Annotated in this window: 21 protein-coding genes, 1 riboswitch and 1 other annotated feature; of the genes, 4 read left to right on the forward strand and 17 right to left on the reverse strand. The window is 42.2% G+C overall.

Annotation, left to right across the window (positions count from 1 at the left end; translation table 11 throughout):
• Positions 1–61: 61 nt before the first annotated feature.
• The 5 genes from OCV72_RS03555 to OCV72_RS03575 all read right to left on the reverse strand — a co-directional run bounded on the left by OCV72_RS03555 (position 62) and on the right by OCV72_RS03575 (position 5,750).
• The gene (locus OCV72_RS03555; RefSeq protein ID WP_172677200.1) at positions 62–1,741 is read right to left on the reverse strand and encodes a formate--tetrahydrofolate ligase; all 1,680 of its coding nucleotides are present in this window, start codon (positions 1,739–1,741) and stop codon (positions 62–64) included.
• A gap of 120 nt (positions 1,742–1,861) precedes the next feature.
• A riboswitch (ZMP/ZTP riboswitch) is annotated at positions 1,862–1,945 on the reverse strand.
• Positions 1,946–2,030: 85 nt separating this feature from the next.
• Entirely contained in the window at positions 2,031–3,290 is a 1,260-nt protein-coding gene (locus tag OCV72_RS03560) for a threonine/serine exporter family protein (protein ID WP_055281977.1), read from the reverse strand.
• A gap of 12 nt (positions 3,291–3,302) precedes the next feature.
• Entirely contained in the window at positions 3,303–4,568 is a 1,266-nt protein-coding gene (locus OCV72_RS03565; protein WP_055281980.1) for a threonine/serine exporter family protein, read from the reverse strand.
• 90 nt (positions 4,569–4,658) lie between these two features.
• The gene (locus tag OCV72_RS03570; RefSeq protein ID WP_262568865.1) at positions 4,659–4,784 is read right to left on the reverse strand and encodes an AbrB/MazE/SpoVT family DNA-binding domain-containing protein; all 126 of its coding nucleotides are present in this window, start codon (positions 4,782–4,784) and stop codon (positions 4,659–4,661) included.
• Positions 4,785–4,892: 108 nt separating this feature from the next.
• Complete coding sequence (locus OCV72_RS03575; protein ID WP_055281982.1) at positions 4,893–5,750, reverse strand: DMT family transporter; 858 nt, start codon at positions 5,748–5,750, stop codon at positions 4,893–4,895.
• Positions 5,751–5,978: 228 nt separating this feature from the next.
• On the opposite strand from OCV72_RS03575, the gene OCV72_RS03580 reads away from it, so the two are divergent.
• Positions 5,979–6,719 (forward strand): GTP pyrophosphokinase, encoded by a 741-nt coding sequence (locus tag OCV72_RS03580; RefSeq protein ID WP_055281984.1) that lies wholly within the window; start codon positions 5,979–5,981, stop codon positions 6,717–6,719.
• Positions 6,720–6,787: 68 nt separating this feature from the next.
• Here the strand turns inward: OCV72_RS03580 and OCV72_RS03585 are convergent, their stop codons facing one another.
• Together OCV72_RS03585 and OCV72_RS03595 are read right to left on the reverse strand one after the other, a co-directional pair.
• Positions 6,788–7,657, reverse strand: coding sequence for a DUF1287 domain-containing protein (locus OCV72_RS03585; RefSeq protein ID WP_081020989.1), 870 nt, complete (start codon positions 7,655–7,657; stop codon positions 6,788–6,790).
• A gap of 120 nt (positions 7,658–7,777) precedes the next feature.
• A complete protein-coding gene (locus OCV72_RS03595; protein WP_055281986.1) occupies positions 7,778–8,710 on the reverse strand; it encodes an AEC family transporter in 933 nt (310 codons plus the stop codon).
• 213 nt (positions 8,711–8,923) lie between these two features.
• Between OCV72_RS03595 and OCV72_RS03600 the strand changes: the two genes are divergently transcribed.
• Positions 8,924–9,517 carry an HAD family hydrolase gene (locus OCV72_RS03600; RefSeq protein ID WP_055281988.1) on the forward strand — a complete coding sequence of 198 codons (594 nt, stop codon included), beginning with the start codon at positions 8,924–8,926 and terminating at the stop codon, positions 9,515–9,517.
• On the opposite strand, the gene OCV72_RS03605 is transcribed toward OCV72_RS03600, so the two are convergent.
• Positions 9,495–9,644 carry a hypothetical protein gene (locus OCV72_RS03605; protein ID WP_172677199.1) on the reverse strand — a complete coding sequence of 50 codons (150 nt, stop codon included), beginning with the start codon at positions 9,642–9,644 and terminating at the stop codon, positions 9,495–9,497. The genes OCV72_RS03600 and OCV72_RS03605 overlap by 23 nt on opposite strands.
• Before the next feature lie 196 nt (positions 9,645–9,840).
• Between OCV72_RS03605 and OCV72_RS03610 the strand changes: the two genes are divergently transcribed.
• Positions 9,841–10,329: a DUF2798 domain-containing protein gene (locus tag OCV72_RS03610; protein ID WP_055214292.1), complete on the forward strand. Its 489-nt coding sequence runs from the start codon at positions 9,841–9,843 to the stop codon at positions 10,327–10,329.
• A 72-nt stretch (positions 10,330–10,401) separates the two neighbouring features.
• Here OCV72_RS03610 and OCV72_RS03615 read toward each other — a convergent pair whose 3' ends face one another.
• The 6 genes from OCV72_RS03615 to OCV72_RS03640 form a co-directional block, all read right to left on the reverse strand.
• Positions 10,402–11,655: an Nramp family divalent metal transporter gene (locus OCV72_RS03615; protein ID WP_055281990.1), complete on the reverse strand. Its 1,254-nt coding sequence runs from the start codon at positions 11,653–11,655 to the stop codon at positions 10,402–10,404.
• Positions 11,656–11,799: 144 nt separating this feature from the next.
• The gene (locus tag OCV72_RS03620; RefSeq protein WP_055281992.1) at positions 11,800–13,587 is read right to left on the reverse strand and encodes an aminopeptidase P family N-terminal domain-containing protein; all 1,788 of its coding nucleotides are present in this window, start codon (positions 13,585–13,587) and stop codon (positions 11,800–11,802) included.
• A 199-nt stretch (positions 13,588–13,786) separates the two neighbouring features.
• Complete coding sequence (locus tag OCV72_RS03625; protein WP_055281993.1) at positions 13,787–14,257, reverse strand: hypothetical protein; 471 nt, start codon at positions 14,255–14,257, stop codon at positions 13,787–13,789.
• Positions 14,258–14,260: 3 nt separating this feature from the next.
• The gene (locus tag OCV72_RS03630) at positions 14,261–15,574 is read right to left on the reverse strand and encodes a Na+/H+ antiporter NhaC family protein (RefSeq protein ID WP_055281996.1); all 1,314 of its coding nucleotides are present in this window, start codon (positions 15,572–15,574) and stop codon (positions 14,261–14,263) included.
• 30 nt (positions 15,575–15,604) lie between these two features.
• On the reverse strand, positions 15,605–16,927 hold the full coding sequence (locus tag OCV72_RS03635; protein ID WP_171029265.1) for a sodium-dependent transporter: 1,323 nt from the start codon (positions 16,925–16,927) through the stop codon (positions 15,605–15,607).
• 290 nt (positions 16,928–17,217) lie between these two features.
• Positions 17,218–18,501: an O-acetylhomoserine aminocarboxypropyltransferase/cysteine synthase family protein gene (locus OCV72_RS03640; protein WP_055214299.1), complete on the reverse strand. Its 1,284-nt coding sequence runs from the start codon at positions 18,499–18,501 to the stop codon at positions 17,218–17,220.
• A 126-nt stretch (positions 18,502–18,627) separates the two neighbouring features.
• On the opposite strand from OCV72_RS03640, the gene OCV72_RS16740 reads away from it, so the two are divergent.
• On the forward strand, positions 18,628–18,726 hold the full coding sequence (locus OCV72_RS16740) for a helix-turn-helix domain-containing protein (protein ID WP_334291733.1): 99 nt from the start codon (positions 18,628–18,630) through the stop codon (positions 18,724–18,726).
• 115 nt (positions 18,727–18,841) lie between these two features.
• On the opposite strand, the gene OCV72_RS03650 is transcribed toward OCV72_RS16740, so the two are convergent.
• From OCV72_RS03650 to OCV72_RS03660, 3 genes are all read right to left on the reverse strand, one after another.
• Complete coding sequence (locus tag OCV72_RS03650) at positions 18,842–21,322, reverse strand: hypothetical protein (RefSeq protein WP_055282001.1); 2,481 nt, start codon at positions 21,320–21,322, stop codon at positions 18,842–18,844.
• 45 nt (positions 21,323–21,367) lie between these two features.
• On the reverse strand, positions 21,368–23,464 hold the full coding sequence (locus tag OCV72_RS03655; protein ID WP_055282004.1) for an efflux RND transporter permease subunit: 2,097 nt from the start codon (positions 23,462–23,464) through the stop codon (positions 21,368–21,370).
• Between the two features lie 209 nt (positions 23,465–23,673).
• Positions 23,674–24,699, reverse strand: coding sequence for a bile acid:sodium symporter family protein (locus tag OCV72_RS03660; protein WP_022415127.1), 1,026 nt, complete (start codon positions 24,697–24,699; stop codon positions 23,674–23,676).
• Positions 24,700–24,764: 65 nt separating this feature from the next.
• Positions 24,765–25,005 (reverse strand) — a binding site (T-box leader).
• Positions 25,006–25,024: the final 19 nt, after the last annotated feature.

Genomic DNA, 25,024 nt, shown 5'->3' on the forward strand with positions numbered 1-25,024 from the left:
GTCAAAAAATCCGGCAGGCCTCACAAAAGCCGCCGGATTTTACTGTTAACTTTATCTACACTTAGAATAATCCTGTGATCCTTCCTTCATCATCCACGTCAATTCTTTCTGCTGCCGGAACCTTCGGAAGACCAGGCATCGTCATGATGTCTCCTGTCAGGGCTACAATGAATCCTGCCCCCGCAGAGACTTTCAGGTTGCGGACTGTAATGTCAAAGTCTTTCGGTGCTCCAAGTTTCTTCGGATCATCAGTCAGACTGTACTGTGTCTTCGCCATACAGATCGGTGCGTTGCCGAATCCAAGATCCGTCAGCTGTTTTACCTGCTTCTGGGCTGCTGCCGTAAGTACTGCTTTATTACCGCCATAGATCTTCTGCACGATCTGATCCAATTTATCTTCGATCGTTCCTTCAAGTTCATATGCATAATGGAAATCACCTGGTTCCTCACACAGACGTACCACTTCTTCTGCAAGCTTCAGACCGCCTTCGCCGCCCTTTGCCCATACTTCGGAAAGTGCCACGTTTACTCCGACCTCTTTACATTTCTCCTCTACAAGATCCAGTTCCGCTTTGGTATCCGTCGGGAACGCATTGATCGCAACAACACATGGAAGTCCATATACATTCTTAATATTATCCACATGTTTCATTAAGTTCGGAATTCCATTTTCTAATGCTTCCAGATTTTCTTCATTCAGATCTGGTTTTGCAACGCCGCCGTTATACTTGAGAGCTCTTACAGTTGCTACGATCACGACTGCATCCGGTTTGATTCCTGCCATACGGCATTTGATATCCAGGAATTTCTCTGCCCCTAAGTCTTCTCCGAATCCTGCTTCTGTGATCGCATAATCTGCAAGCTTCATTGCCATTCTGGTCGCCGTCAGTGAGTTGCATCCGTGCGCAATATTGGCAAATGGTCCGCCATGCACGATTGCAGGTGTATGCTCCAGTGTCTGTACCAGGTTCGGTTTCAAAGCATCTTTCAGAAGTGCGCACATCGCACCTTCTGCATGCATGTCATGTGCTGTTACCGGTTTTTGGTCTGCGATCTTGCCATAAGTATAACCAACAATAATCTTTCCGAGTCTTTCTTTCAGATCTGCAATATCCTTTGAGAGGCAGAGGATTGCCATGATTTCAGAAGCAACAGTGATATCATAGCCGTCTTCTCTCGGCACACCATTTACCCTTCCGCCAAGTCCGTCTGTGATGAAACGGAGCTGACGGTCATTCATATCCACACATCTCTTCCATACAATTTTTCTTGGATCAATATTCAGGTCATTTCCCTGATAGATATGGTTATCGATCATTGCTGCCAGTAAGTTATTCGCAGCTCCGATCGCATGAAAATCTCCCGTAAAATGAAGGTTGATATCTTCCATCGGAACAACCTGCGCGTATCCTCCGCCCGCAGCTCCTCCCTTCATACCGAATACAGGTCCAAGAGATGGCTCACGAAGTGCCACCATAGGCTTTTTCCCCATTCTCTGCAGGGCATCTGCAAGACCTACCGTGGTAGTTGTCTTCCCCTCTCCTGCCGGTGTCGGATTGATTGCGGTCACAAGAATCAGCTTCCCGTCTTCTTTATCTGATTTCTTTAAAAAATTATAATCAATCTTTGCTTTATACTTTCCATACTGTTCCAGATATTCTTCTGGAATTCCTGCTTTTTCTGCCACCTTTGTGATAGGCTCCATCATACATTCCTGTGCGATCTCAATATCTGTTTTCATCATTCATTTCCTCCTGATCGTATGTTGTCTTTCTGAATTCCCGGTCCTTTTCATACAACACTACCGGTTCTTCTGTATCCGGTGTTGTAAAAAAAGGACAACACTCATCCTATTTAGGATAAATGCTGCCCAGACGGTCGGCTTCTACCAAGTATCTGATTTCCCTGTGGTACTCCACATTATCCGTCAGTCATCAGATCTTCTCTTTGTCTTTTACTATATTATAAGGATGGAAAATTGTCAATCCGGAAAATTCACCTGCATCATCCGGATGCTCGTAACACAGTCTTTATTTTTCATCTTTTTTAATAACTGTAGACTTTTTCCCCATGTGATATTCTTTTCCCTGCGCCCGCATGATACTTCTTGAAATCACATCTACAATAATAAATCCAAATGCAATACCAAGACACGTTTCGAGCAATACCCGTGCATGTTCTGCTGCCATTGAAAAATTTCTGCTGACTACACCATCCATCAGATAATACAGCCTTGCTCCCGGCATCAACGGAAAGACCGATGCGGTCAGGAAGACCGTGGACGGCGCATGATCGATTCTCGACATAATAAATGCATATCCTGCAACAAAACAGGACGCAGCTACTATTGCGGAAAAATTATTCGGATACCATGCATACACCAGTAAATATATCCCCCATGTCAGAAATGCCCCGACACCGGAATACAGGATTTTCTTTCCCCGTATTTTGAACCAGCTTGCATAACCGATACAGCCTATCGTACAGGAAATCAGCTGAATCACGGTATTTTTATTCACATCAAATCCTTCTGCCGATATATTTCCCATCAACAGCATTGCAAGTGCGATCCCGGAAGCAATGCCAAACGCACCAAGCATTGAATTCATTACTTCCAGTGCTCCGGATATAAAGTTTCTCTGCATCACATCACGTATCCCATTGATCACACCAAGTGCACTGACTAACAGCATGATAATTCCTATCATGATACGGTCCGGATGATCTCCCAATCCGATCCTGGCAGCACTGATGATCACAACCTCCGATAAGAATGCAAGAATCAGATTGTAGATCATCGGGTTGCCCTCCCGCTTACCAAGCCATCTGCCTGCCAGAACGATCATCAGGCAGACAATCAATGCAACAACTACATCCTGCATATCTCCACCGAAGAATACGGTAAACGCCGTTCCACCTGTAATCTGTGCGATTCCTGTGATCAGTTCACTCTGATCCGGCCGTGCCATTACTTTTTTATAGCGCCTGACCAGCTCTTTATCATCCGGATTATATGCACAGACATACCGTGACAGGGCATTCAGATAATTCAGCCTGTCGTAATCCGCCCCTGTAGACTCTATATGCCTGATCTGTGTGAGAATCTCACCTTCCGGCGACTCCACCGTCACCTGTATATTACTTGGGATCACATATACATCATATTTTACGAAACCATAGCTCTTATACATACGGTACAGGCTGTCTTCTACCCGGAAAATTTCCGCCCCGCACTGTAACATTGCTTCTCCTATATTCAGGATTCCCTGTACTAACTTTTCATAATTCATAGATTTCGATTATTATTTCTTTCCACCGATCAGTGGAAGATTCAATGCGCTTTTACCGATATGATATTCTCTCTTCATTGCATGCATGATACTTCTGGATGCCACATCTACGATGATAAATCCGAATGCAATTGCAAGGCAGGTCGCCAGAAGAATAATCGTCTCCTCAAAAACCATCTGCGGATCCTGGCTGACACACCCGTACATTACATAGTACAGATTCGGTCCTGGGATCAGCGGGAATACCGATGCAGTCAAAAAGATGGTTGAAGGTGCTTTATTTACTCTGGACATGATAAATGCATAAAATCCAACAAATCCTGCTGCAATCATGGTTGCCAGGAAGTTACTCGGTTTTACTGCGTATACTGCAACATAGATTGCCCATGTAAAAAATGCTCCGATACTGTTATACCATACCTGTTTTCCACGGATCTTGAACCATAATGCAAATCCAGTACACGCAACCGTGCAGGAGAGCAGCTGAATCGGTACACTGTGATTCAGGATAAAATGATCGGAATATCCCTCATGGAATAATATGATCGCCAGACCAATTCCAAATGCAATTCCCGCTGCTCCAAGGAACGAATTCATAATATTAATGAATCCGGAAATGAAGTCTCTCTGAAGAAGATCCCTGATTCCGTTCGTTGTACTCAATCCGCTGATCAGAAGCATGACGATACCGATCATAATACGGTCCGGATGCTCTGCAATTCCCATCTTCAAAGCTCCGATAATAATCACTTCTGATATAAACGCAAGAATACCATTGTAAACCAGTAAGTTGCTTTCACGCTTCGCAAGCCAGTCACCGACTGCAACGATCATCACCGATACTATAAATGCAATGACCGCATCCCAGAGGTTACACCCGAAAAATACAGCAAATCCTGTTCCACCCATGATTCCTGCCGCATATCTTGTGATACGCTTCTGTGGTTCACGATTGATAACTTCCAGATACTTCTCACGCATCTCATTTTCATCCGGTGTATGCTGACAGACATATCTGCACAGATTATTCAGATAATCCAGCTGGTCAAAATTCGGCTCCGACGACTCGATATGACGTATCTGTGTAATAATCTCGCCTTCCGGTGTCTCCACCGTCACCTGTATATTACTCGGAATGACAAATACATCCGATCTCTTAAATCCATAGCTTCTGCACATGCGGTAAAAGCTGTCTTCCAAACGGAAATTCTCTGCACCACTTTGAAGCATCGCTTCTCCGATGTCCAGGATCCCCTGTACAATCTTGTTATAATTCATCTTTTTTACCCCTTGTTTTCCTTCATAAAATTACCATTTCCTAAATCTAACATTTGAATCATATCATGGATTTTCTATAAGTCAACATAATTATTGTAAAATGTAATAACAGTTTGTAATACCAGTCTTAGAAGCTCTTATATTTGCAGCTTTTAATATTTCCTTTGAAATGCGAATCCCCTGACTATTCCCCCACGTTTTTACTTGTGCCTGCATAAAGTAACCTCCTTCGTTTTTTCTAGAGTATCCACCGGTAAAAACCAACGAACAGATTCGGAAAACTTTTGATTCCAGAAAAACTGAATTATTAAATCGATTTTGTGTTTAATCCCGGTTCTTATTATACACAAACATCCAAAGCGCCATCGCACATATGATCACATATCCCAGCACGCTATACCTATCCGGTACCTGCCCGAACAGAAAGAAGCCCAGAATCGTCGAAAAGATGATCTGCGAATAATCATAAATGGATATCTCTTTCGCCGGTGCATGATAATAAGCCGCCGTGATTCCGAACTGGCCGCCTGCAGCCGCAAGTCCCGCACCCAGAAGTGTTAAGATCTGCAGGCCGCTCATCGGATGAAAATCCAGAAGCAGATATGGCAGTGTAACCACACACGAGAATCCTGAAAAGAAGATTACAACCGAAGAACCTTTCTGTCCTCTCTGCCCCAGGATACGCACCATCGCATAAGCAATACCTGCGCAGATCCCGCCGCACAGTCCGATCAGTGACGGTACCAGTGCCATATTCGTAAATGTCGGTTTGATTACAAATAAGCTTCCGATGAATGCACCCGCAACCGCCAGTGCCTGTGCCGGACTCATCTTTTCTTTCAGCAATAAAAATGAAAAGATAATTACAAAAAACGGCGACATCTTATTCAGCATCGATGCATCCGACAGCACCAGATGATCCACCGCATAGAAATTACACAAGATTCCCACCGTACCGAATGTCGCACGCAGAATCATATATTTCAGATTTCCCTTTTCGATTTTAAATCCGTCCTTACTTCTTATGATCATGATCAGCGCAATAAAAAAAGCTACCAGATTTCTGAAAAAGCTCTTCTGTACCGAAGGCAGATCACCGGATAACCTTACGAAAGCATTCATGAATGCAAATGATAACGCCGATAATGTAATGAAAAATATTCCTTTGTATCTGGAATTCATAAACTTACACTTCCTTATGATTTATTTCTTTATATCTTACGTTATGTCATTTATCTTACCACGAAAAATTTTAACTGTGAATATATCCGACAATTGGACTTGATTTTGTACAACTTGCTACAATTCTTTTACATTGTCGCATTCTCCCATAAACACACCTATCTGTTGATAGAATTTCAACTACAGATATGCTAAAATATTTTTGGATAATGAAAGGAGAAATGTAACATGAGACCCCTTGAGACATTTATCGAACAACGCAAAGAACGCTTCGTCAGAAACAGTCTGATGTCTGACGAATTTCTGGATTTTGTTAATAAAGATATGAAACCAATAGAGAAACAGATGTCCTATTATCAATGTGCCATCATGGAAGTAGAGACGAAATTCAAAGTATTAAACGAACAGTATTCCCTGGAATATGACCGCAATCCGATCGAGGATATCAAGTCCCGCGTCAAATCCATGGAAAGCCTGATCAAAAAGATCCGTAAAAAAGACATACCTCTCACCCTTTCTTCTATTGAAGAAAATATCCATGATATTGCCGGCGTCCGTGTCATCTGCTCTTTTCCGGATGATATCTACATGCTTGCGGACTGTTTGCTTTCTCAGGATGACATCACACTTCTTGAGAAGAAAGACTATATCAAAAATCCAAAACCGGGCGGATACCGCAGCCTTCATCTGATTGTCAGTGTACCAATCTTTTTACAGGACGGAAAACGTAACATGACTGTAGAAGTACAGCTTCGTACGATCGCTATGGATTTTTGGGCAAGTCTGGAACATAAGCTACGTTACAAGAAAGATATCCCGGCTGACAAAGCAAAATATCTGGAGGATGAGATGCTTGCCTGTGCACAGATCAGTGCCGACCTGGATATGCGTATGCAGAACGTCCGTGATGTAATTGCTGAGAATGCTAAACCAGACGAACAGTCTTTATTATTAAAAGATTTGTCATAAAAAGACATATTGAAAAATGCGCCAAAAAAGCACTGCGAAATTTGGTAATATTTCACAGTGCTTTGCCATTACGATATTCTAAAGTGCCCGACAATATCCGTTCTCTCCTGCAAGATATCTTCCTCATAATTCTTCTGATACGGATCATTATGATGAATCACATATGGTACACCTTCCACATTCCGTCTGTCAGAAATTACCCCGATATGATTCTTGAACACTACAATGTCGCCGCCCTGCCATTGTTCAATATCATTTACATCCATGGTCAGACTGGTCGCTGTATGTTCAAAATATATTCTCAGGTTCTTTACTCTTCGGAAATCAATATTTTTATCCGGCTCATCAATATCATAATCCTTCGAATTCTTTCTGATATCTTTGTCTACCAGTTCCCGCAGGTCATATCCGCTTTTCTTAAGCGCATATCCGACAACATCTGTACAGACACCATATCTGTCATCCGGATAACCGGTCTGATAATATCTGCTCTTGTAAACCGGCCGCTTCTTCACATAAACCAATGCATTCTTCAAAATATCGGTCTGATCATCCGTACCGTCACCATCTTTATCCACACTGCTATGATACGGTGTGATCTCTGTGCCGTTGTATTCATTCTTTGGCCGGTCTGTCTTCGTCAGTCCTACCACATCACGTTCTGCCAAAAATCCGCCAAGGGTCAGCCAGATGATAATAGCGATTGGAACTAAGATTCGGAATTTCATCTTTCTTGTCTTATGATGAAATACAATCATTCCTGCAAACGCACCAAATGCACCGCCGACAAACGCAATCCCTATCAGCACTGCCTCTTTGATCCTCCACTGATGATGCATTGCTTTCGCTTTATCCGTTCCATATAAAATGAATGCAATAATATTTACTGCAACGAGATAATAGGATATCGGTGTCGCCGCTGTAAGTAATTCTGCCATCTTCTGCTCCCCTCCTTCATATCTCCATTGTATCTTACCTTTGGTTCGCTTTCAATCAGAAAACAGATAATTTTCTTCATCAACTATATACAAATACACGCCTTTCATCTATACTCTCTTCTACATCACAGTCTGATACAAGAGCACCATGAGCGGCATTGTCACAATGGATAATAATGTCGTCATAACATTGATCGCACTGGCATATTTCGAATCATTTCCATACACCTGACACATCTGTGTGATCGTTGAAGCAGACGGTGTGATCACCGCAAGAAATACGATAAGCAGTAATTTCTTTCCATACGAATGTATGTTCACAAGCCCGCTTATCTTTAAAATCATCAATGATATCACAGGTATCACGACCAGTCTCAGAAATGAAATAAAATACACTTTCACATTTTCAAATATACTCTTCAGATTCATCTCTGCGATCAGCATCCCCGTTACGATCATACTTGCCGGACCGATCATACTGCCCACAGAACTTAAGGTCTGATTTACAATTTCCGGAAGCCTGATCCTGGTAAAAAACAGCACAACTCCGGCAAATACCGAGATCATATTGATATTGAATACAATCTTTTTCCAGTCCCACTTTCCTTCCCGGCTGATCGTATTCTTGCCATGCGTCCACAGAAATACCAATTGGACACTCATGAACACACAACCGTATAATACCCATTCTTTTCCCAGAATAAAAGTCACCAGCGGTACGATCAAATTGCCCGAATTCGAATAATAGATGGATGTCATCTCTACTTCATTTAGTTTCAATACCTTTCCAACACCCCACACTGCTGCCAGTAATATAACCTGTAATAATACCGACGCTGCAAATACCAGCAAAAGTTCCTTCACTTTTTCACTCGTATAATCCACCTGAAATGCATTGATGATCACACACGGGATAACAAGATATAATACAATTTTAGAAATAACTTTGCTGTCATCTCCCTTTAACAATCCTGTCTTTACAATAATATATCCCATCAGGATCATAAGAAACAGTTCTGCGATCTGTTCCATTAAAAGTATACTGATTTCCATAATAATCTCTCTTTCCTTTTACAGTCCTACCGAAAATCATATACACTTTCCTGATGATTGTCAATCTCACAAAAACCTGACATCCTTCTATTAATCATACTTATATTGACATGTTATTTATCATTCGTATATTGATTCCTTCTATCTATAAGGCTATAATAATGTTTATAAAAATATAAAACAGGCAGTATAAAATACAGGGAGGAACTTAAGATGAGATACAAGAATATTATTTTTGACTTTGGAAATGTAATCGGAAAATTTAAAGGAGACTATATCCTGGGGAAATTTGCTTCTACACCGGAAGATTATAATATTCTTGCTGATGCCATTTTTAAAAACTGGGTAGCTTTAGATGCCGGAACTATTGACTATGACCAGAATGCCGAAGATACGATTGCAGAACTTCCGGACCGTCTGAAAGATACTGCCCGCGATTTTTTCGAGAACTGGTTCCAGTATGTCGATCCGCTTCCTGAAACATGGGAATTCATCAAAGAGTTAAAAGCCCGGGGAGTTCCGATCTATCTGCTTTCCAACGCTTCTACCAGGTTTGCAGAACGTGCACCGGAAGATTATCCGATCCTGAAAGAATTCGATGGCATCGTCTTCTCTGCACCTCTAAAGATGGCAAAGCCGGGACACGATATTTATTACCATCTGTTCAATAAATATGACCTTCTACCAAGTGAATGCTTCTTCATCGATGATACGGTGGAAAATGTCATTGCAAGTAAAGAACTTGGAATGGAGAGCATCTTGTTTACGGGAGATATTGAGGCCGTTAAAAGGGCAATTGAGTTTTAATCAATTGCCCTTTCTTTAATAAACGCTTCTCAATCCCGTTACAGATACGCTTTACCATTGCCGCAACCATATTGACGGCTGTCGACACCGCACCGAGAATGATCAGAACTGAAATGAGAAGTGTCATAAATCCACTTCCGGATGTTATGTAAAAAAACACTTGATTTTTAGCTTTTCGTTCGGTATAATTCATATTCGGACAAAAAAATAAGATAATTTTGGTTTAATTGGAAACGACACAAGTGTATGCTTGATTAACGAACAACACAAGTGTCTTTTTTGTACCCATTTTTAAATATTTCATAAAAAGGAGAACAAAAATTATGCCAAAAACTTTATTTCAAAATGTTATTTTTACACTGATGATGTCTTTTCTGATGGTATACGTCATGATCTGCTACAATATTTGCCTGAATGTGGGAGGAATGAGCAACGAAGTATTCCTGATGGCTTTCGGCGAACTGAAAATCATGTGGCCGGTTGCTTTCGTGCTGGAATTTGCATTCGTTGACAAGCTTGCACATATGCTTGCATTCCGTATCGTTACACCACAGGACAGACCAATCTTCATCACTCTTGCAATCTCTTCTATGATCGTATGTATCATGTGCCCTTGCATGAGTCTTGTTGCAACGATTCTGTTCAAGAACGCAGGAAGTAATGTGATTGCTACCTGGTGTCAGACAACATTCATGAACTTCCCAGTTGCTTTCTTCTGGCAGATCTTCTACTGCGGACCATTCATCCGTCTGATCTTCAGAAAGATGTTTCCTGAGAAAGAAAACGTTGCCGCTTCCGCTGTAACCGAATAATTGATACAAAAAAACCGAGCCTGTTTCTATACAGTGTCCGGTTTTTCTTTCTTCTTATTCTGTTCTTCCTGTCTATACAAAAAGCAATGCTATATTCAGCCCTGTTACAATCACAGCAATCACCAGAAGCAAAAAATTCAAACGTCTGCTGTTCGCATATTTTCCCATTACTTTTTCAGATGAGGTCAGATATATCTGTGTAAATATTGTAATCGGAAGCTGAATCGCAAGCAGCATCTGGGAATATACCAGACCTTCGAATGGCTGTCTGATAAACAGGATGATCACCGCCGCCGGAATCATCGTCAGCAGTACTCCTCTTTTTGTTTCCTTTGTCTTAATATCATATGGCTGGTTAAAGATTCCGGAAAATATCGTTCCACCGGCCATTCCTGCAGTGATACTGGATGAGATACCCGCCAGCAAAAGTGCCAATGCGAAGACCACCGTTGCCGCATTCCCCAACAAAGGCGACAGCATCTTTCCCGCAACAGTCAGATCATCCACCTGTTTTCCACTTCCGTTCTGATAAAGCGTCGCTGCCGCCATCAGGATCATCGCACTGTTAATTGCCCATCCAATGATCATGGAAAATAATGTATCTTTAAATTCATACTTCAACTGCTGCTCGATTACCGAACTGTCTTCCAGATTCCACTGTCTGCTCTGAATAATCTCCGAATGCAGAAACAGATTATGCGGCATCACCACCGCCCCTAATACGCTTAAGATCACCGGCATACTTCCTGACGGGAATGACGGTTTCACCCATCCGACCACAGCTGCTCCCCAGTTGATCTTCGCAATTCCAACTTCGAATAAAAAAGAAAATCCAATCAGCGACACGAATAATATGATCAGTTTTTCTATTCTCTTATATGCATTCGTAAATGCACAGAATAATACCAGAACCAGGATCAGGATACTCCCCAGTCTGATTGGTATATGGAACAACATCTGCAGCGCAATCGCTCCTCCGAGTATCTCTGCCATCGCCGTTGCTACCGCCGCAAGCATTGCAGTCAGAAGTATCAGGTCTTTTAACAGCCTTGGCATATATCTGCTCGCCGCTTCCGACAGACACAGTCCGGTTGCAATTCCCAGATGTGCCGCGTTATGCTGCAGTACGATCAGCATAACTGTAGATAATGTCACCATCCATAATAACTCATATCCGAAACCTGATCCCGCCGCAATATTCGAAGCCCAGTTTCCCGGATCTATGAATCCTACTGTAACCAGAAGCCCCGGCCCCAGATAACGCAAGAAATTAAGTGTCTTATTCTTGGATTGATTCTTGGATTGATTCTTGGATTTCCGCTTCATATATAATGAACTCCTTTACTTAGTAGAATCTAAGTTAGTTGTAACTAACTTAGATTCTACTAAGCATTTTCATCTTTGTCAATTCATTATATGAATATCATTTCTCATTTAGAAGCAAACCGCTGAAAAATCCGTCCTCACAGGTTAAATAGCTCTTGTGTATTTCTTCAGCCACTCCTGCTCTTCCTCGTTCAGGTAAGGAGCAATCACTTCGTATACTTTTGCATGATAATCATTCAACAGTTTCTTGTCTTCCTGTGTCATAATATCCGGATTGATCGCATCCAGATCCATTGGAATCAGGGTGATTGCTTCGAAGTACATGAACTGACCATATTCATTCAATGTTCCTTTGCAGGTCAACAGTTCGTTCTCCAGACGGATTCCGTGAGATCCTTCAATATAGATTCCAGGCTCATCTGTGATGACCATGCCTTCCTGTAATACTTCTGTCTCACCCTTACGATATTTCCAACGGAAACCTGCAGGTCCTTCGTGGATGTTCAGAAGGTATCCGACTCCGTGTCCTGTACCATGGTTGAAGTTTAAGTCTCTGTCCCAGAATGGTTTTCTTGCAAGGATGTCAAGAATCATACCGGTAGAACCTTCCAGGAATTTTGCACTGCCAAGCTGTAAGTTACTGATCGCAACCAATGTGAAGTGATCTTTCATAATCTGCGGAACTTCGCCGAGTGCGTAAGTTCTGGTTACATCTGTGGAACCTTCATAGAATCCAGCTCCTGTATCCGTTAAGAATAACTGTCCTTCTTTTAACTCTACATCTGTCTCCGGTGAAGATGTGTAGTGTACGATCGCACCATGCTCTCCAAATGAAGAGATTGGTTCAAAGCTTGGACGGATAAATTTGCCCATCTCAGCACGGAATTCATCCAATTTATCAGATGCGCTCATCTCTGTGATCCTCATCTTGCCAACATTTTCTTTCAGCCATTTCATGAATCTTACATGCGCAACACTGTCTTTGATCTGTGCCTTGCGGATGTTCTCGATCTCAACCGGGTTCTTGATCGCTTTCATGAGAATTGCCGGATTTCTCTTTTTTACTGTCTTAACATTTTCAGGAATATTGTTGAACAATGCATAATTCAGTTTTCCAGGATCGATCATTGCAACCACATCACTGCCAAATTTCTTCACGTCTTCGTAAATGTCGTTGTATGGGTGTAAGTTTACGCCATCTTTTGCAAGTTTGGCTTTTAACTTGTCATCTAATTTTCTCTCATCGATATACAGCTCGAAACTGTCCATTGTGATGATTCCGTAAGATAATACCAGTGGGAAGAAGTCTATATCATTTCCACGGATATTTAACGTCCAGCAGATGTCGTCGAGCGTAGATACAACGTGCACATTGGTTCCTGCTTCTTTCATCTCTTCACGGATTCTTGCAAGTTTGCTTGCAACAGTTTCTCCGGCATATTTTACATCCAGATTAAATGCAGGCTCTTCGGATAATACCGGGCGGTCTTCCCAGATCTCATCGATTAAGTCTACCTGATAATTTACTTTTGCATTCTTCTTCCCAGCGATGGCTGCATAACCTTCTCCTTCACCGACAGATACGACTCTTCCGTCGAATCCAAGTGTCTCGCCTTCCTTTAATACCTCTTCAATATATGCATTCATCTCTGGCACACCAGGCTCACCCATTTTCATAAGTTCTACAGTTGTCCCCTCCAACTGTGCTGCTGCCTGGATGAAGTAACGTCCGTCTGTCCAGAGTCTTGCTTCTGTCTTTGTGATCACGGCCGTTCCTGCTGATCCTGAGAACCCTGTAATGAACTTTCTCGCTTTGAAATGTTCCCCAACATATTCACTCTGATGAAAGTCGGCAGTCGGTACTACATACACATCAATGTTCTTTTCTTCCATACACTTACGAAGTGCGGAAAGTCTTTCTGGTACTGTCATGTTTTTGTTCCTCCTTGATATATACAGTGTATTGTTATTATAACGCATTTCTTATCTTTAATCTTCTATTAAATCAGATAATTTTTCTTATCTTTCATAAGTAATACTTCTTTTGAATGGATGACAAAAAAAAGACTTTGGAATAGATTTTTCTGAATCCCTTTTAAAGTCTTTTTTGCTAATATTATTCTATTTATTTTTATATCCGTCCTGCTTTTCCAAGTTCCACCATCACTGGTGTAAGCCCTGCAACATCCCAGCCTTCAAAACTGATCATACATAATGCACGGAATAATAACTTCACCGTCTCAGATTCTTCTGTCTGATCTGCATGATACAATTTTGCTGCAGTCTGACAGATTACCATCAGGATTGTATTCTTAAATGCTCCGATTTCTTCGGATTCTTTCCACAGATTCTCCATATCATAGTCATCCGTATTGCCACATGGTGCTGCACATGTTACACATCCCGGTGAGACTGTATATTTTTCATTTCTTACCTTTTCTAACATCTCACTCATATCAAAGGTACTTGCCGACCAGTCTCCGGCCGCCGTCAGTGCTTCTAAGAATACCCGGTTAGTGTTCTCTGTCTTTTCGTTATTCTCACAGGTTCTTGCAAGTCCGATGACTGCACCTGTCAGTTTCTGTCTGATCTCTTCTTTCACAATTTACCTCTCTTTCTTTGCCGGAATCACAAAGATAAATATCATAGAACTCACAAATAATAAAAACGGATAAAAAAGCTTCGGCATGATCTGAAATGCCGACACACGATATCCCAGTTCACTTGCCGCAGATATCGCAACCAACATCTGCGCTCCGTAAGGAATAATCCCCTGAAAAATACAGGAAAATGTATCCAGTATCGAAGCTGCCTTTCGCGGTGTAATCCCATATTCTTTTGCCATATCCTTCGCGATCGGATTCGCCATGACAATTGCCACCGTATTATTCGCCGTTGCAATATCCATCGTTCCGACTAGAAGTCCCATACCAAACTGACCGCCTTTGCGGCCTTTGAATACTTTGTGGATTCCTGCCAGCAATGCATCAAAACCACCATATTCACGGATCAGTGCACACATCGCTGCTACCAGGATTGCCACCATACTCGTCTCGAACATTCCGGAAGCCCCGGAACCCATATTAGCAAGCAGATCTGTCGCCGCAATATGTCCGCCGGCCAGCATGATAACCGAACCTGACAGAATTCCGATCAGAAGCACCACAAACACATTGACTCCGGCAATTCCTCCTATGAGAACCAGCACATACGGGATAATCTGCACCAGATTATAAGACTTGCTTACCTGTCCGGCAATATCTGTCTGAAATGAAAAAACTAAAATCAATACCAGCGTTGCAATAGCTGCCGGAAGTGCAATTCCAAAGTTCTCCCGGAATTTATCCTTCATCTGACATCCCTGTCCGTTACATGCTGCGATCGTTGTATCTGAAATAAAAGAAAGGTTATCTCCGAACATTGATCCTCCCATAACCGAACCGATGCAAAGTGCCATGTCAAATCCCGAAGCCTTGGATACGGACACTGCGATCGGCGTGATCAATGTAATTGTCCCAACCGACGTTCCCATGGCAACCGACACAAAACAGGCTACCACAAATAATACCGCAACTGAAAATCTTGCCGGAATCAGTGACAACATGAAATATGCCACACTTTCCGCACTGCTTCTTCCTACCACTCCGACAAATGCCCCCGCTGTCAGGAAGATCAGAAGCATTGTAATAATATTCTTATCAGCAAGCCCCTGCGCCATGATTTCCAGCTTTCCGTCAAAACTTATCTTGCGGTTCTGCAGGCATGCCACCAGAATCGCTGCAAGAAATGCGATTATGATCGGAACATTATAGAATCCCATCGGAATCTTCATTACATATTCAAATGCGATTCCAAGCCCCAGATAGATACACAAAAATACGCCTATCGGCAGTAATGCTGCCACATTTCCTTTTTTCATTCTTCTTTATCCTCTCATTCCTTTTTTCTTCTAACCGATTCCTCCGAGAACAATTCCAAGGATCAGTACAATAAAACATACCGGTACATAAAAATATTTACATATTGTATAATACTGTTTCGTAAATGGTGTCTCTCTTCCTGTATTAACCTGTTTTTCCACGAATGCCTTACCGCATACCCAGAAGAACATGATTCCTGCAAGCCCGGCTCCAAGCGGACAGATATAGATAGACAGCACATCCATCCAGTCTGACACGATGCCCTGGATCAGCAGGGACACGATCACTCCCACAATTCCCGTAAATGCACATGCCGGCACTCTTCCAAGCTTGAATTTTTCCTGCACCGTAGCGATCGGAGCCTCATACAAGTTGATCAACGATGTCATACCCGCAAGTAATACCGCAACAAAGAAGATGATTGCGATCAGCCATCCTCCCGGCATTCCTTTAATCAGATTCGGGAGAAAGATGAACAATAGTCCGGGACCTCCCTGATCCAACTGCGCTCCCGTTGTTGCCATCGCCGGAATGATAACGAGTGCGGCAAGAATTGCTGCAATCGTATCAAATAATGCAACTCTTCCTGCAGAAGCCGGAATGTCCTCTTCATCCGAAAGATAAGATCCATAGATCAATGTTCCATTTCCTGCTACCGACAGGGAAAAGAATGCCTGACCAAGTGCAAAGATCCACGTTGCCGGATCTTTGAATGCCTCTGGATCTACTCTGAAAATATAACGGTATCCTTCACTTGCTCCCGGCTGGAATCCGACATAGATTCCCAGAATCACGAACAATGCGAAGAATATCGGCATCATGATCTTATTTGCTTTTTCAATGCCGCTTCCGACACCTAACATCAGAATCAGCATACAGGCCACAAGCGCAAGTATCTGCCATATATTATTACCAAATGCTGACGCCATCTTACCAAATGCCGCCCCGAATTCATCCACATTTTCAGGCGAAAGTGTTGCTCCTGTAAATGTTCCAACGGCATATCTTAGGATCCACCCCATTACAACCGTATATCCGATTGCCATGGCAAGTGATCCGAATACAGGGATCATCCCCAGTGCTTCTCCGACTTTTCTCTTTCCTTTTTTCTCACAGGCAATTCCAAATGCATCGATTGGACCGGCCTTTGCCGCACGCCCAAAACTCATCTCCCCGATCACTCCCGTCGAACCGATCAGTATTACAAATATAAAATATGGTATCAGAAATGAACCGCCTCCATACAATGATACTCTTGTTGGGAACATCCAGATATTTCCCATACCGACCGCTGAACCGATACAGGCACAGATAAATCCCCATCTGCTGCTAAATGATTCTCTTTTATTCATAATTTTCCCTCTCCAGCCATTGGGGACGGGGTTTTTGGTCTTTTTACTGTCCCTGCCGGCTCAAAATATTCCATACACATGGTAGATTTCTCTATTTTAGCATGATTGCTATAAAAACGTCAAAAAAAAAGGGGATATAAACTTATCCCCTTAGTGTCGCTACCATCCTTTTCGACATTGCAAGCACATCCAGTGCTTCCTCTATCGATCTGGTACAGATATCAACATTTGCAATCATATATATTTATGTAAGTTTTTTCGGAATTTTGCCTTACTCTTTCAATTCTACCTTAGATTGCATCCAACGCATTCGAAATATCTGCGATCAGATCCTCTTTATCTTCCAGGCCAAGACTGATACGAATCAGTTCAGCCGGTACTCCTGCCTCTTTTAACTGTTCATCCGTCATCTGTCTGTGTGTAGACGTTGCCGGATTCAGACAACAGGTTCTTGCATCTGCTACATGCGTCTCGATCGCACCAAGCTTTAATGTCTTCATAAATGTAGACGCTGCTTCTCTTCCACCTTTTAATCCGAACGATACAACACCGCATCCTCCGTTTGGAAGATATTTCTGTGCTCTTTCATAATATTTATCAGACGGAAGTCCGGAATAGTTCACATATGCTACCTTTGGATGTGCTTCCAGGAATTCTGCGACTGCCTGTCCGTTCTCTACGTGCTTCGGCATACGTACATGCAGGGATTCCAGACCAAGGTTTAAAATGAATGCATTCTGTGGTGACTGCATAGATCCGAAGTCACGCATCAGCTGAGCCGTACATTTGGTAATGAATGCACCTTCTTTGCCAAATTTCTCTGCATATGTAATTCCATGATAGCTTTCATCAGGTGTGCAAAGTCCCGGATATTTGTCTGCATGTGCCATCCAGTCAAACTTTCCGCTATCTACGATTGCTCCACCAAGTGCAGCTCCGTGTCCGTCCATATATTTTGTAGTCGAATGAGTTACAATATCTGCTCCCCATTCAAACGGCCTGCAGTTGACCGGTGTCGGGAATGTGTTATCTACGATAAGCGGCACACCATGTGCATGTGCCACTTTGGCAAATAATTCAATATCCAGTACGGTAAGTGCCGGATTGGCAATTGTCTCACCAAACATTACCTTTGTATTTGGCTTAAATGCTTCATTTAACTCTTCTTCTGTTGCATCCGGTGACACGAATGTTACATCGATTCCCATCTTTCTCATCGTTACATCGATCAGGTTAAATGTTCCACCGTAAATGGATGAAGATGCTACAATGTGATCTCCGCACTCACAGATATTGAACAGTGCGAAGAAATTGGCTGCCTGTCCGGATGAAGTCAGCATCGCTGCCGTTCCACCTTCCATCTCTGCAATCTTTGCCGCAACCATATCATTAGTCGGATTCTGCAATCTGGAATAAAAATATCCTGACGCTTCCAGATCAAATAATTTTCCCATATCTTCACTGGTTGCATATTTGAATGTTGTTGACTGTACGATCGGAATCTGTCTTGGTTCTCCGTTTCCCGGAGTATATCCGCCCTGTACACATTTTGTTCCTATTCTGTATTCATTCATGAATTCTCCTCCTTAGTGCATGTTTTTCACGCACTCGCTAAATCATACCTTTTTAGTATACTTTAGCACTATACCGAGGAAATTTCAAGGAAAGATAATAAGACTAATTTATCGTCTTCTCAAATCATACAATGGATTCTTGCCGAAGAACATGGGAATAAAGAAAAAACTGCCAAACGTCTTGGCATAAGCAGAAGCACTCTCTGGAGAATGTTGAAAAAATAAAAAAAGAATCACAGGTGGAAGAGGATGAAGTAATACGCCCCTCGTCTAATTAACAGGGAACATATTACTTCATCCTCTTCCACCTGTGATTCTTTTTATTTCATATTCATATTATTTACTCGATTGCATCCGTCTCAATCACAAATTTTACATTACCATCCATCGCTTCATCCTTACCGCTGAATGTATTGTATTTGCAATCTTCTGATGTCAGCACATCGATTCTGTCGATTACATCACCAAGTTCATCTTCTACTGTGCTCTTCAACTTGCTTGTTCCTTCTTTGTCAAATTTTGCCATGCCTTCTGCAAGCTCTTTTGCACCTGACTGAAGTTCGGAAGCTCCGCTTCTAAGTGCACCACTGTTGGCTGCAAGTGTTGCAGATCCGGAAGACATCTGGCTTCCCAGTGTGTTCAGTCCGCTTGCCAGCTGATTGGTTCCACTCTGAAGTGTATTGACACCGGCTACTAATGTCGGACTGTTGGATTTCAGTTTATTTGCACCGCTTACCAGGGAATCATTGTATCCGCTTAACTGAGCGAATCCTTTGTTCAGTGCCGTGATTCCCTGAATTGCTGTCGGGAATTGAGCGGATGTCGCATGATTCAATGCAGCCAGATTGCTGTGCAGTGTTCCGATTGCACTGTTCAGTCCCTGCATACCTGCATTTAACTGGTCTACACTTCCTGTTAATGTACTTAACTGCCCTGCCTGTGCAAGAACACCTTCCGCATCTTCGATACTCTTCAACTGCTTCTGTAATTCCGGAAGTACTGCTGCCAGCTCTCCCGAAGACTTCTTCAAAGTATCTGCATTCGTCATGATCGTTGCTGCACCTGCTTTTAAGGAATCTACATCTATTGTCGGCATCTTTGACGTATCAATGCCTGATAACTCCTTGAGATTCTGTACGGAATCTGTGGAAGCTTTTGCGTTCTTCAGTGCACTTATAGAACTCTGTAATTGCTTTGCTTCCTCGGAATTCTTATCTGAGATTCCTGCATACTTCGCTTCCAGTGCACTTATAGATGCAGCGATCGCATCAGAACTGTTCTTTGCTGTTGTCTTAGCTGTTGCAATTGTCTGATTGTCAGATGCAACTACATCATTGATATTCTTACATGCATTCTCTAATGCTGTCTGCGCTGCATCAATATTTGCCAGAGCTTCCTGCATACCATTTAATGTCTGGGCAATTGTTGTAAGCGGTACCTCGATGCCATTTGCCAGTGTTCCGCTTAATGTCTTAGTCTCTGCCATCAATGTATTGCCGGTTGTTACCATAGCATTTACCTGAGACATCAGACCCTCTACTTCTTTCGTTCCGAGTGCTGCTTTCATCTGTGCTGTTCCTGCTGCCAGAGCCTTGGAGGCTGCCTGAAGGTCTTCTGTGGTTTCACCCTCACCATCCGTTGCTGCCTCAAGCTGGGAGATTGCACTCTGCACCTGCTTCAGTCCCGCACTAAGCTGTGTCAGCTGTGAAGCTCCTGCCGCCAGCTGCTTCTCACCGTCTACGTAACTGCTTACACCATCTGCCAGTGTATTTACGCCATCCGTATAATCCTGTACCCCTTTGACAACTTTATTCACACCATTCACATACTCTGTAACGCTGCCGCTTAACTCTCCGTTAGAACCAAGATATTTCTGAATACCGGCATTCAATGTGTCAACACCTTCTGTATAAGTATTCACACCATCTGCCAGTGTTCCTGCACCATCTGCCAGTGTATCGGAACCACTGACTAACTGAAGTGCCGCATCTTCCAGATCATCCAGCGCTGTCTGCAGATCATCTACATCTGCAATGTCATCCATATTCATATCATCCAACAGATCAGATAATGCAACTGTATAAGTAGAAGACATTGTAAAATCTTTTACATCTGCTTCAATACTTAAGCTTTCCGGAATCGTAACTTTGTCACTTTCTTCACTGCTTAAGTTCAGGCTGTCTTTTAATCCCGGCATTCCGAATCCGACTACGATATTCTTATTACCATCAGAAATGATCTTGCCGTTATCAATTGTTACATTACTGAATGTCTCATTCGGAAGGATCATACCTGTCATCATGACGAATGGTGTATATACTTCTGTATCTTTTCCGTCTACAGATACATTCTTCTTTTCATTATTCTTATAATCCACCGTGATCTTCAGGTGTCCGCTCTTTCCTTTTAACTCAGATGGTTTCATCTCTTTTCCATCCAGGTAATATTTTAATTTAACAGATACCGGAAGTTTCTTATCTGTCGTTCCCTGATAGTAGATATCCTCGCTATCAGTAGACCATGTCAGCTTATCTCCGTCTGCGGTATATTTTTCATCACCTTTTACGTTCTTGATATCGCTCAGTGTACTTTCATCTTCCAGATTGCCGGATACACTTCCTGAATTCTTAAGCCAGTTGGATACCGTTACTTTATCTGTCTTGCCGCTTGCTTTGGCATTCACATATACCGTCTCTTCTTTATATACCTCGCTGTTTGAAGTTCCATTTGCCGCGAAAGCCGGTGTTACACCCATCATCACTGACATTCCGACTGCTACAGATGCTGCAACTTTTCTTTTCATTTTCCTATTCTTATTCATAATTCCTGCTTCCTTTCTTAATTATGATGGATTGTTAATAACAGGTTACTTTGCTTCATTTGTCTGTGCTTTTGCCTTTTTCCCAAGAAATCCGATGGATGTCTTACAGATTAATTTGTCAAATATCATAAACATTGCCGGCAATACCAGAAGAACTACGATCATACTGATAATTGCCCCTCTTGCAAGCAATGTACAGATCGAACCGATCATCTCAACCTGTGAGTAGCAGGCAACTCCAAATGTTGCTGCAAAGAAACTAAGTCCGCTGCTGATAATGGACGGCATGCTTGTTTTATGCGCAATGCTGATTGCTTCCATCTTATCTTTTCCAAGGCTTCGTTCTTTTTGATATCTCGTTGTCATCAGGATCGCATAGTCAACAGTTGCACCTAACTGAATGGCACCGATCACGATACTTGCCACAAACGGAAGGCTGATTCCCTGATAATACGGGATCGCCATATTGATCATAATTGCAAATTCGATAACTGCCACCAGAATAACCGGCAGTGAAATCGATTTGAAAATAATCAGAATGATCACAAATATCGCTGCGATAGAGATAATATTAACATTAACAAGATCGACATCCGTGACATCCTGCAGATCTTTCATCAGAGGCGCTTCTCCGATGACCATTCCCGTCTTATCATATGATTTTACAATCTTATCAATCTTTTTAATCTGTGTATTGACCTGATCCGTTGCAGATTCGTATTCTGTGCTTACAAATGCCAGTTCATAATCTTTACTCTGCAGCATCTTCCGGACATCCTTCGGAATTATGGAATCCGGTACACTAGGCCCGATAAGTGAACTCATACTGATGGTCCATTTCACGCCTTTTACTTTATCGACCTTATTCAGCATCTGCTGTTTTTCCTTTGCATCCATGTTCTTATCCATCATGATAATATGCATGTTGCTTGCCCCAAAGTCATCCTTTACTTTTGCAATTGATACATTACTGTTCAATGTTGCCGGAAGTGAATCTGCAATATTGTAGTAAATCTTTGTATGGTTATTTCCATAAATTGCCGGAAGTAAAAGTATAAGGAATGCCGCGATCCATACTTTATAGTGCTTTGTGATAAAGGCTGATGGACGATCCATATTACTTAACAGCAATTTGTGTCTTGTCTTCTCGATTGGTTTATCAAATACAAGGATCAGTGCCGGCAGGATCGTTACACAACAGATAACGCCGATCACAACTCCTTTTGCCATTACGATACCAAGGTCACGTCCGAGTGCGAATGTCATAACACAAAGTGCGATGAATCCGGCCACAGTAGTTACGGAACTTCCGACAACCGACTTAAATGTATTGGCGATTGCATGCCCCATGGCTCTGTCTTTCTCACCCGGGAATCTCTTCTTATTCTCTTCATAACTATTCAGAAGGAAGATGGAATAATCCATCGTTACGCCAAGTTGTAATACTGCTGTCAGTGCCTGCGTAATATAAGACGTTTCACCGAATATAATATTACTTCCCAGGTTGTATAAAATCGCAAGCCCTATACTTAGCAGGAATAAAAACGGAACTACAAATGATCCCGATGTAATCTCCAGTACGACCAGGCTTAACAGTGCCGCGATCACTACATAGATCGGAAGTTCTTTCATTGCGATATTCTTAATATCTGTAACGATACCCGTCATACCACTGATAAAGCACTGCTTATTTGCGATCTTACGAAGCTGCGTCAGTGCCTCCATGGAATTATCAGATGATGTCGTATCATCAAATAATACCAGCATCATCGTTGCATCTCCATTGATAAATGCTTTTCTTATATCTTTTGGAATCATCTCTGTCGGAAGACTGATATCTGCCACATCGTCATACCAGAGTACATCCTGGACGTGCGGCACTTTTTCAAATTCCTTTTCCAGTTTCTGTACATCCTTCATATCCATATTCTCGACTGCGACCATGGAGAATGCACCCATTCCAAATTCATCTACCAGGATATCCTGTCCTTTTACCGTCTCCAGGTGATCCGGCAGGTAACTCAGCAGGTCATAATTTACTTTTGTTTTTGCGATGCCGATTATTGACGGAACAATTAATAAGACTCCTATAAGCAGCACCAGTATTCTGTGTCGGGCAATCCATTTGCCAACTTTGACCATTCTTTCCATCTCCTCTTATTTTCTTTATGCATTTATTATTATAATCAAAAATGACTAGTAGTCAATATTTTATTTAAATTATTTTTTTTATTTCGTTGATAATCTTTATCAATATTGGCGCACACAAAAAAAAGAAACAGCACATCCCGTGTTGTTTCTTTTTTGTTTCTATTCTATAAATTTGTTATTTCATGCATTTCAAGAGCAGTTTAATGTGCTGCTGCCTCTACATTTCCGGCAGCTTTTTCTTTTCGTTTGTCATGCATTGCAAATAATCCGGCTAACAGAGTTCCTGAGATGGAATGCCATGTACAGGATACCGCACAGATAATTGCAGATTCCGGTGTAGATGCAAACTGGGCAGTTGTAGTTGCAAGATTCGTTGCAAGTCCGGCATTCTGCATACCTACTTCGATAGAAATAGTTCTCTTCTTTGACGTATTCATACCAACCAGTTTTCCTGCTCCATATCCAAGCAGATATCCAAGCCCGTTGTGCAGTAATACTGCTACGAAGATCACAACACCTGACTGGAAGAACTTGGCTCCCTGTGAAGATACCACACCGCCGACAACACATGCAAGTCCGAGAACAGCAACTCCCGGCATAACTTTCTGAAGTTCCCGGAATGTTTTATTCTTTCCCAACAGATAATTTAACAAAAATCCAACACCAACCGGAAGGATAACAGTCTCAATGATTGATACGAACATCGGAAGTCCCTTGATCGTAATCTGTGTACCGCTTGCCAGTAAAGATACCATGAGTGGTGTCATAACCGGTGAGACCAGTGTGGATACTGTTGTCATTCCTACAGAAAAGGCTACATCCCCGCCGCACAGATAAGACATGATGTTGGAAGATACACCTCCCGGACAGCAGCCTACAAGAATCAGCCCAAGTGCGATTCCATCCGGCAGATTCAATACCTTTGAAAGCGCAAATGCAAGGAATGGCATGATCAGATACTGCGCAACCGCACCAACACAAATGTCAAACGGACGCTGTGCAAGAATCTTAAAGTCTTCCGTTGTAAGTGTCAGTCCCATACTGAACATGATAATACCAATGATAATAGACTGACATGTGAACTTGTTCGATACCATGTCTGTGAACAGTGCCAGATTTACCCAGCCCATCATAGACGGAAGGAAAAATGTAACCACTGCGATTGCGATTACAACAATTGACGTGTAGTCTGATAAAAATTTGCTTGTTTTTTGTAATGCTTTCATTACTCTTCTCCTCCTTTAAGCAATCACTGTCCACCAAAAAAAATCCCTTTCCAGAATATACTCTGAAAAGGGACGAAATCTATCCGCGTTACCACCCTAATTCTGTAGAATCTTTCTACAACTCTCATTCACGTACCATCATACATGCTCCCTGTAACGGGGGATACCGGCGAAGTTTACTTTGATATTGCTTTCAACCCGCTTCTTAGAGAGGATATCCTTATCTGCTTATTACCTGCTTCCACCAACCGCAGGCTCTCTGTGAAATAACGATAGATACGGCATTGTTCTCATCAACGAATTTCGGTGAACTATATGTGTTTTT

This window comes from Dorea amylophila (genome assembly GCF_025567265.1).
GTDB lineage: Bacteria > Bacillota > Clostridia > Lachnospirales > Lachnospiraceae > Dorea_A > Dorea_A amylophila.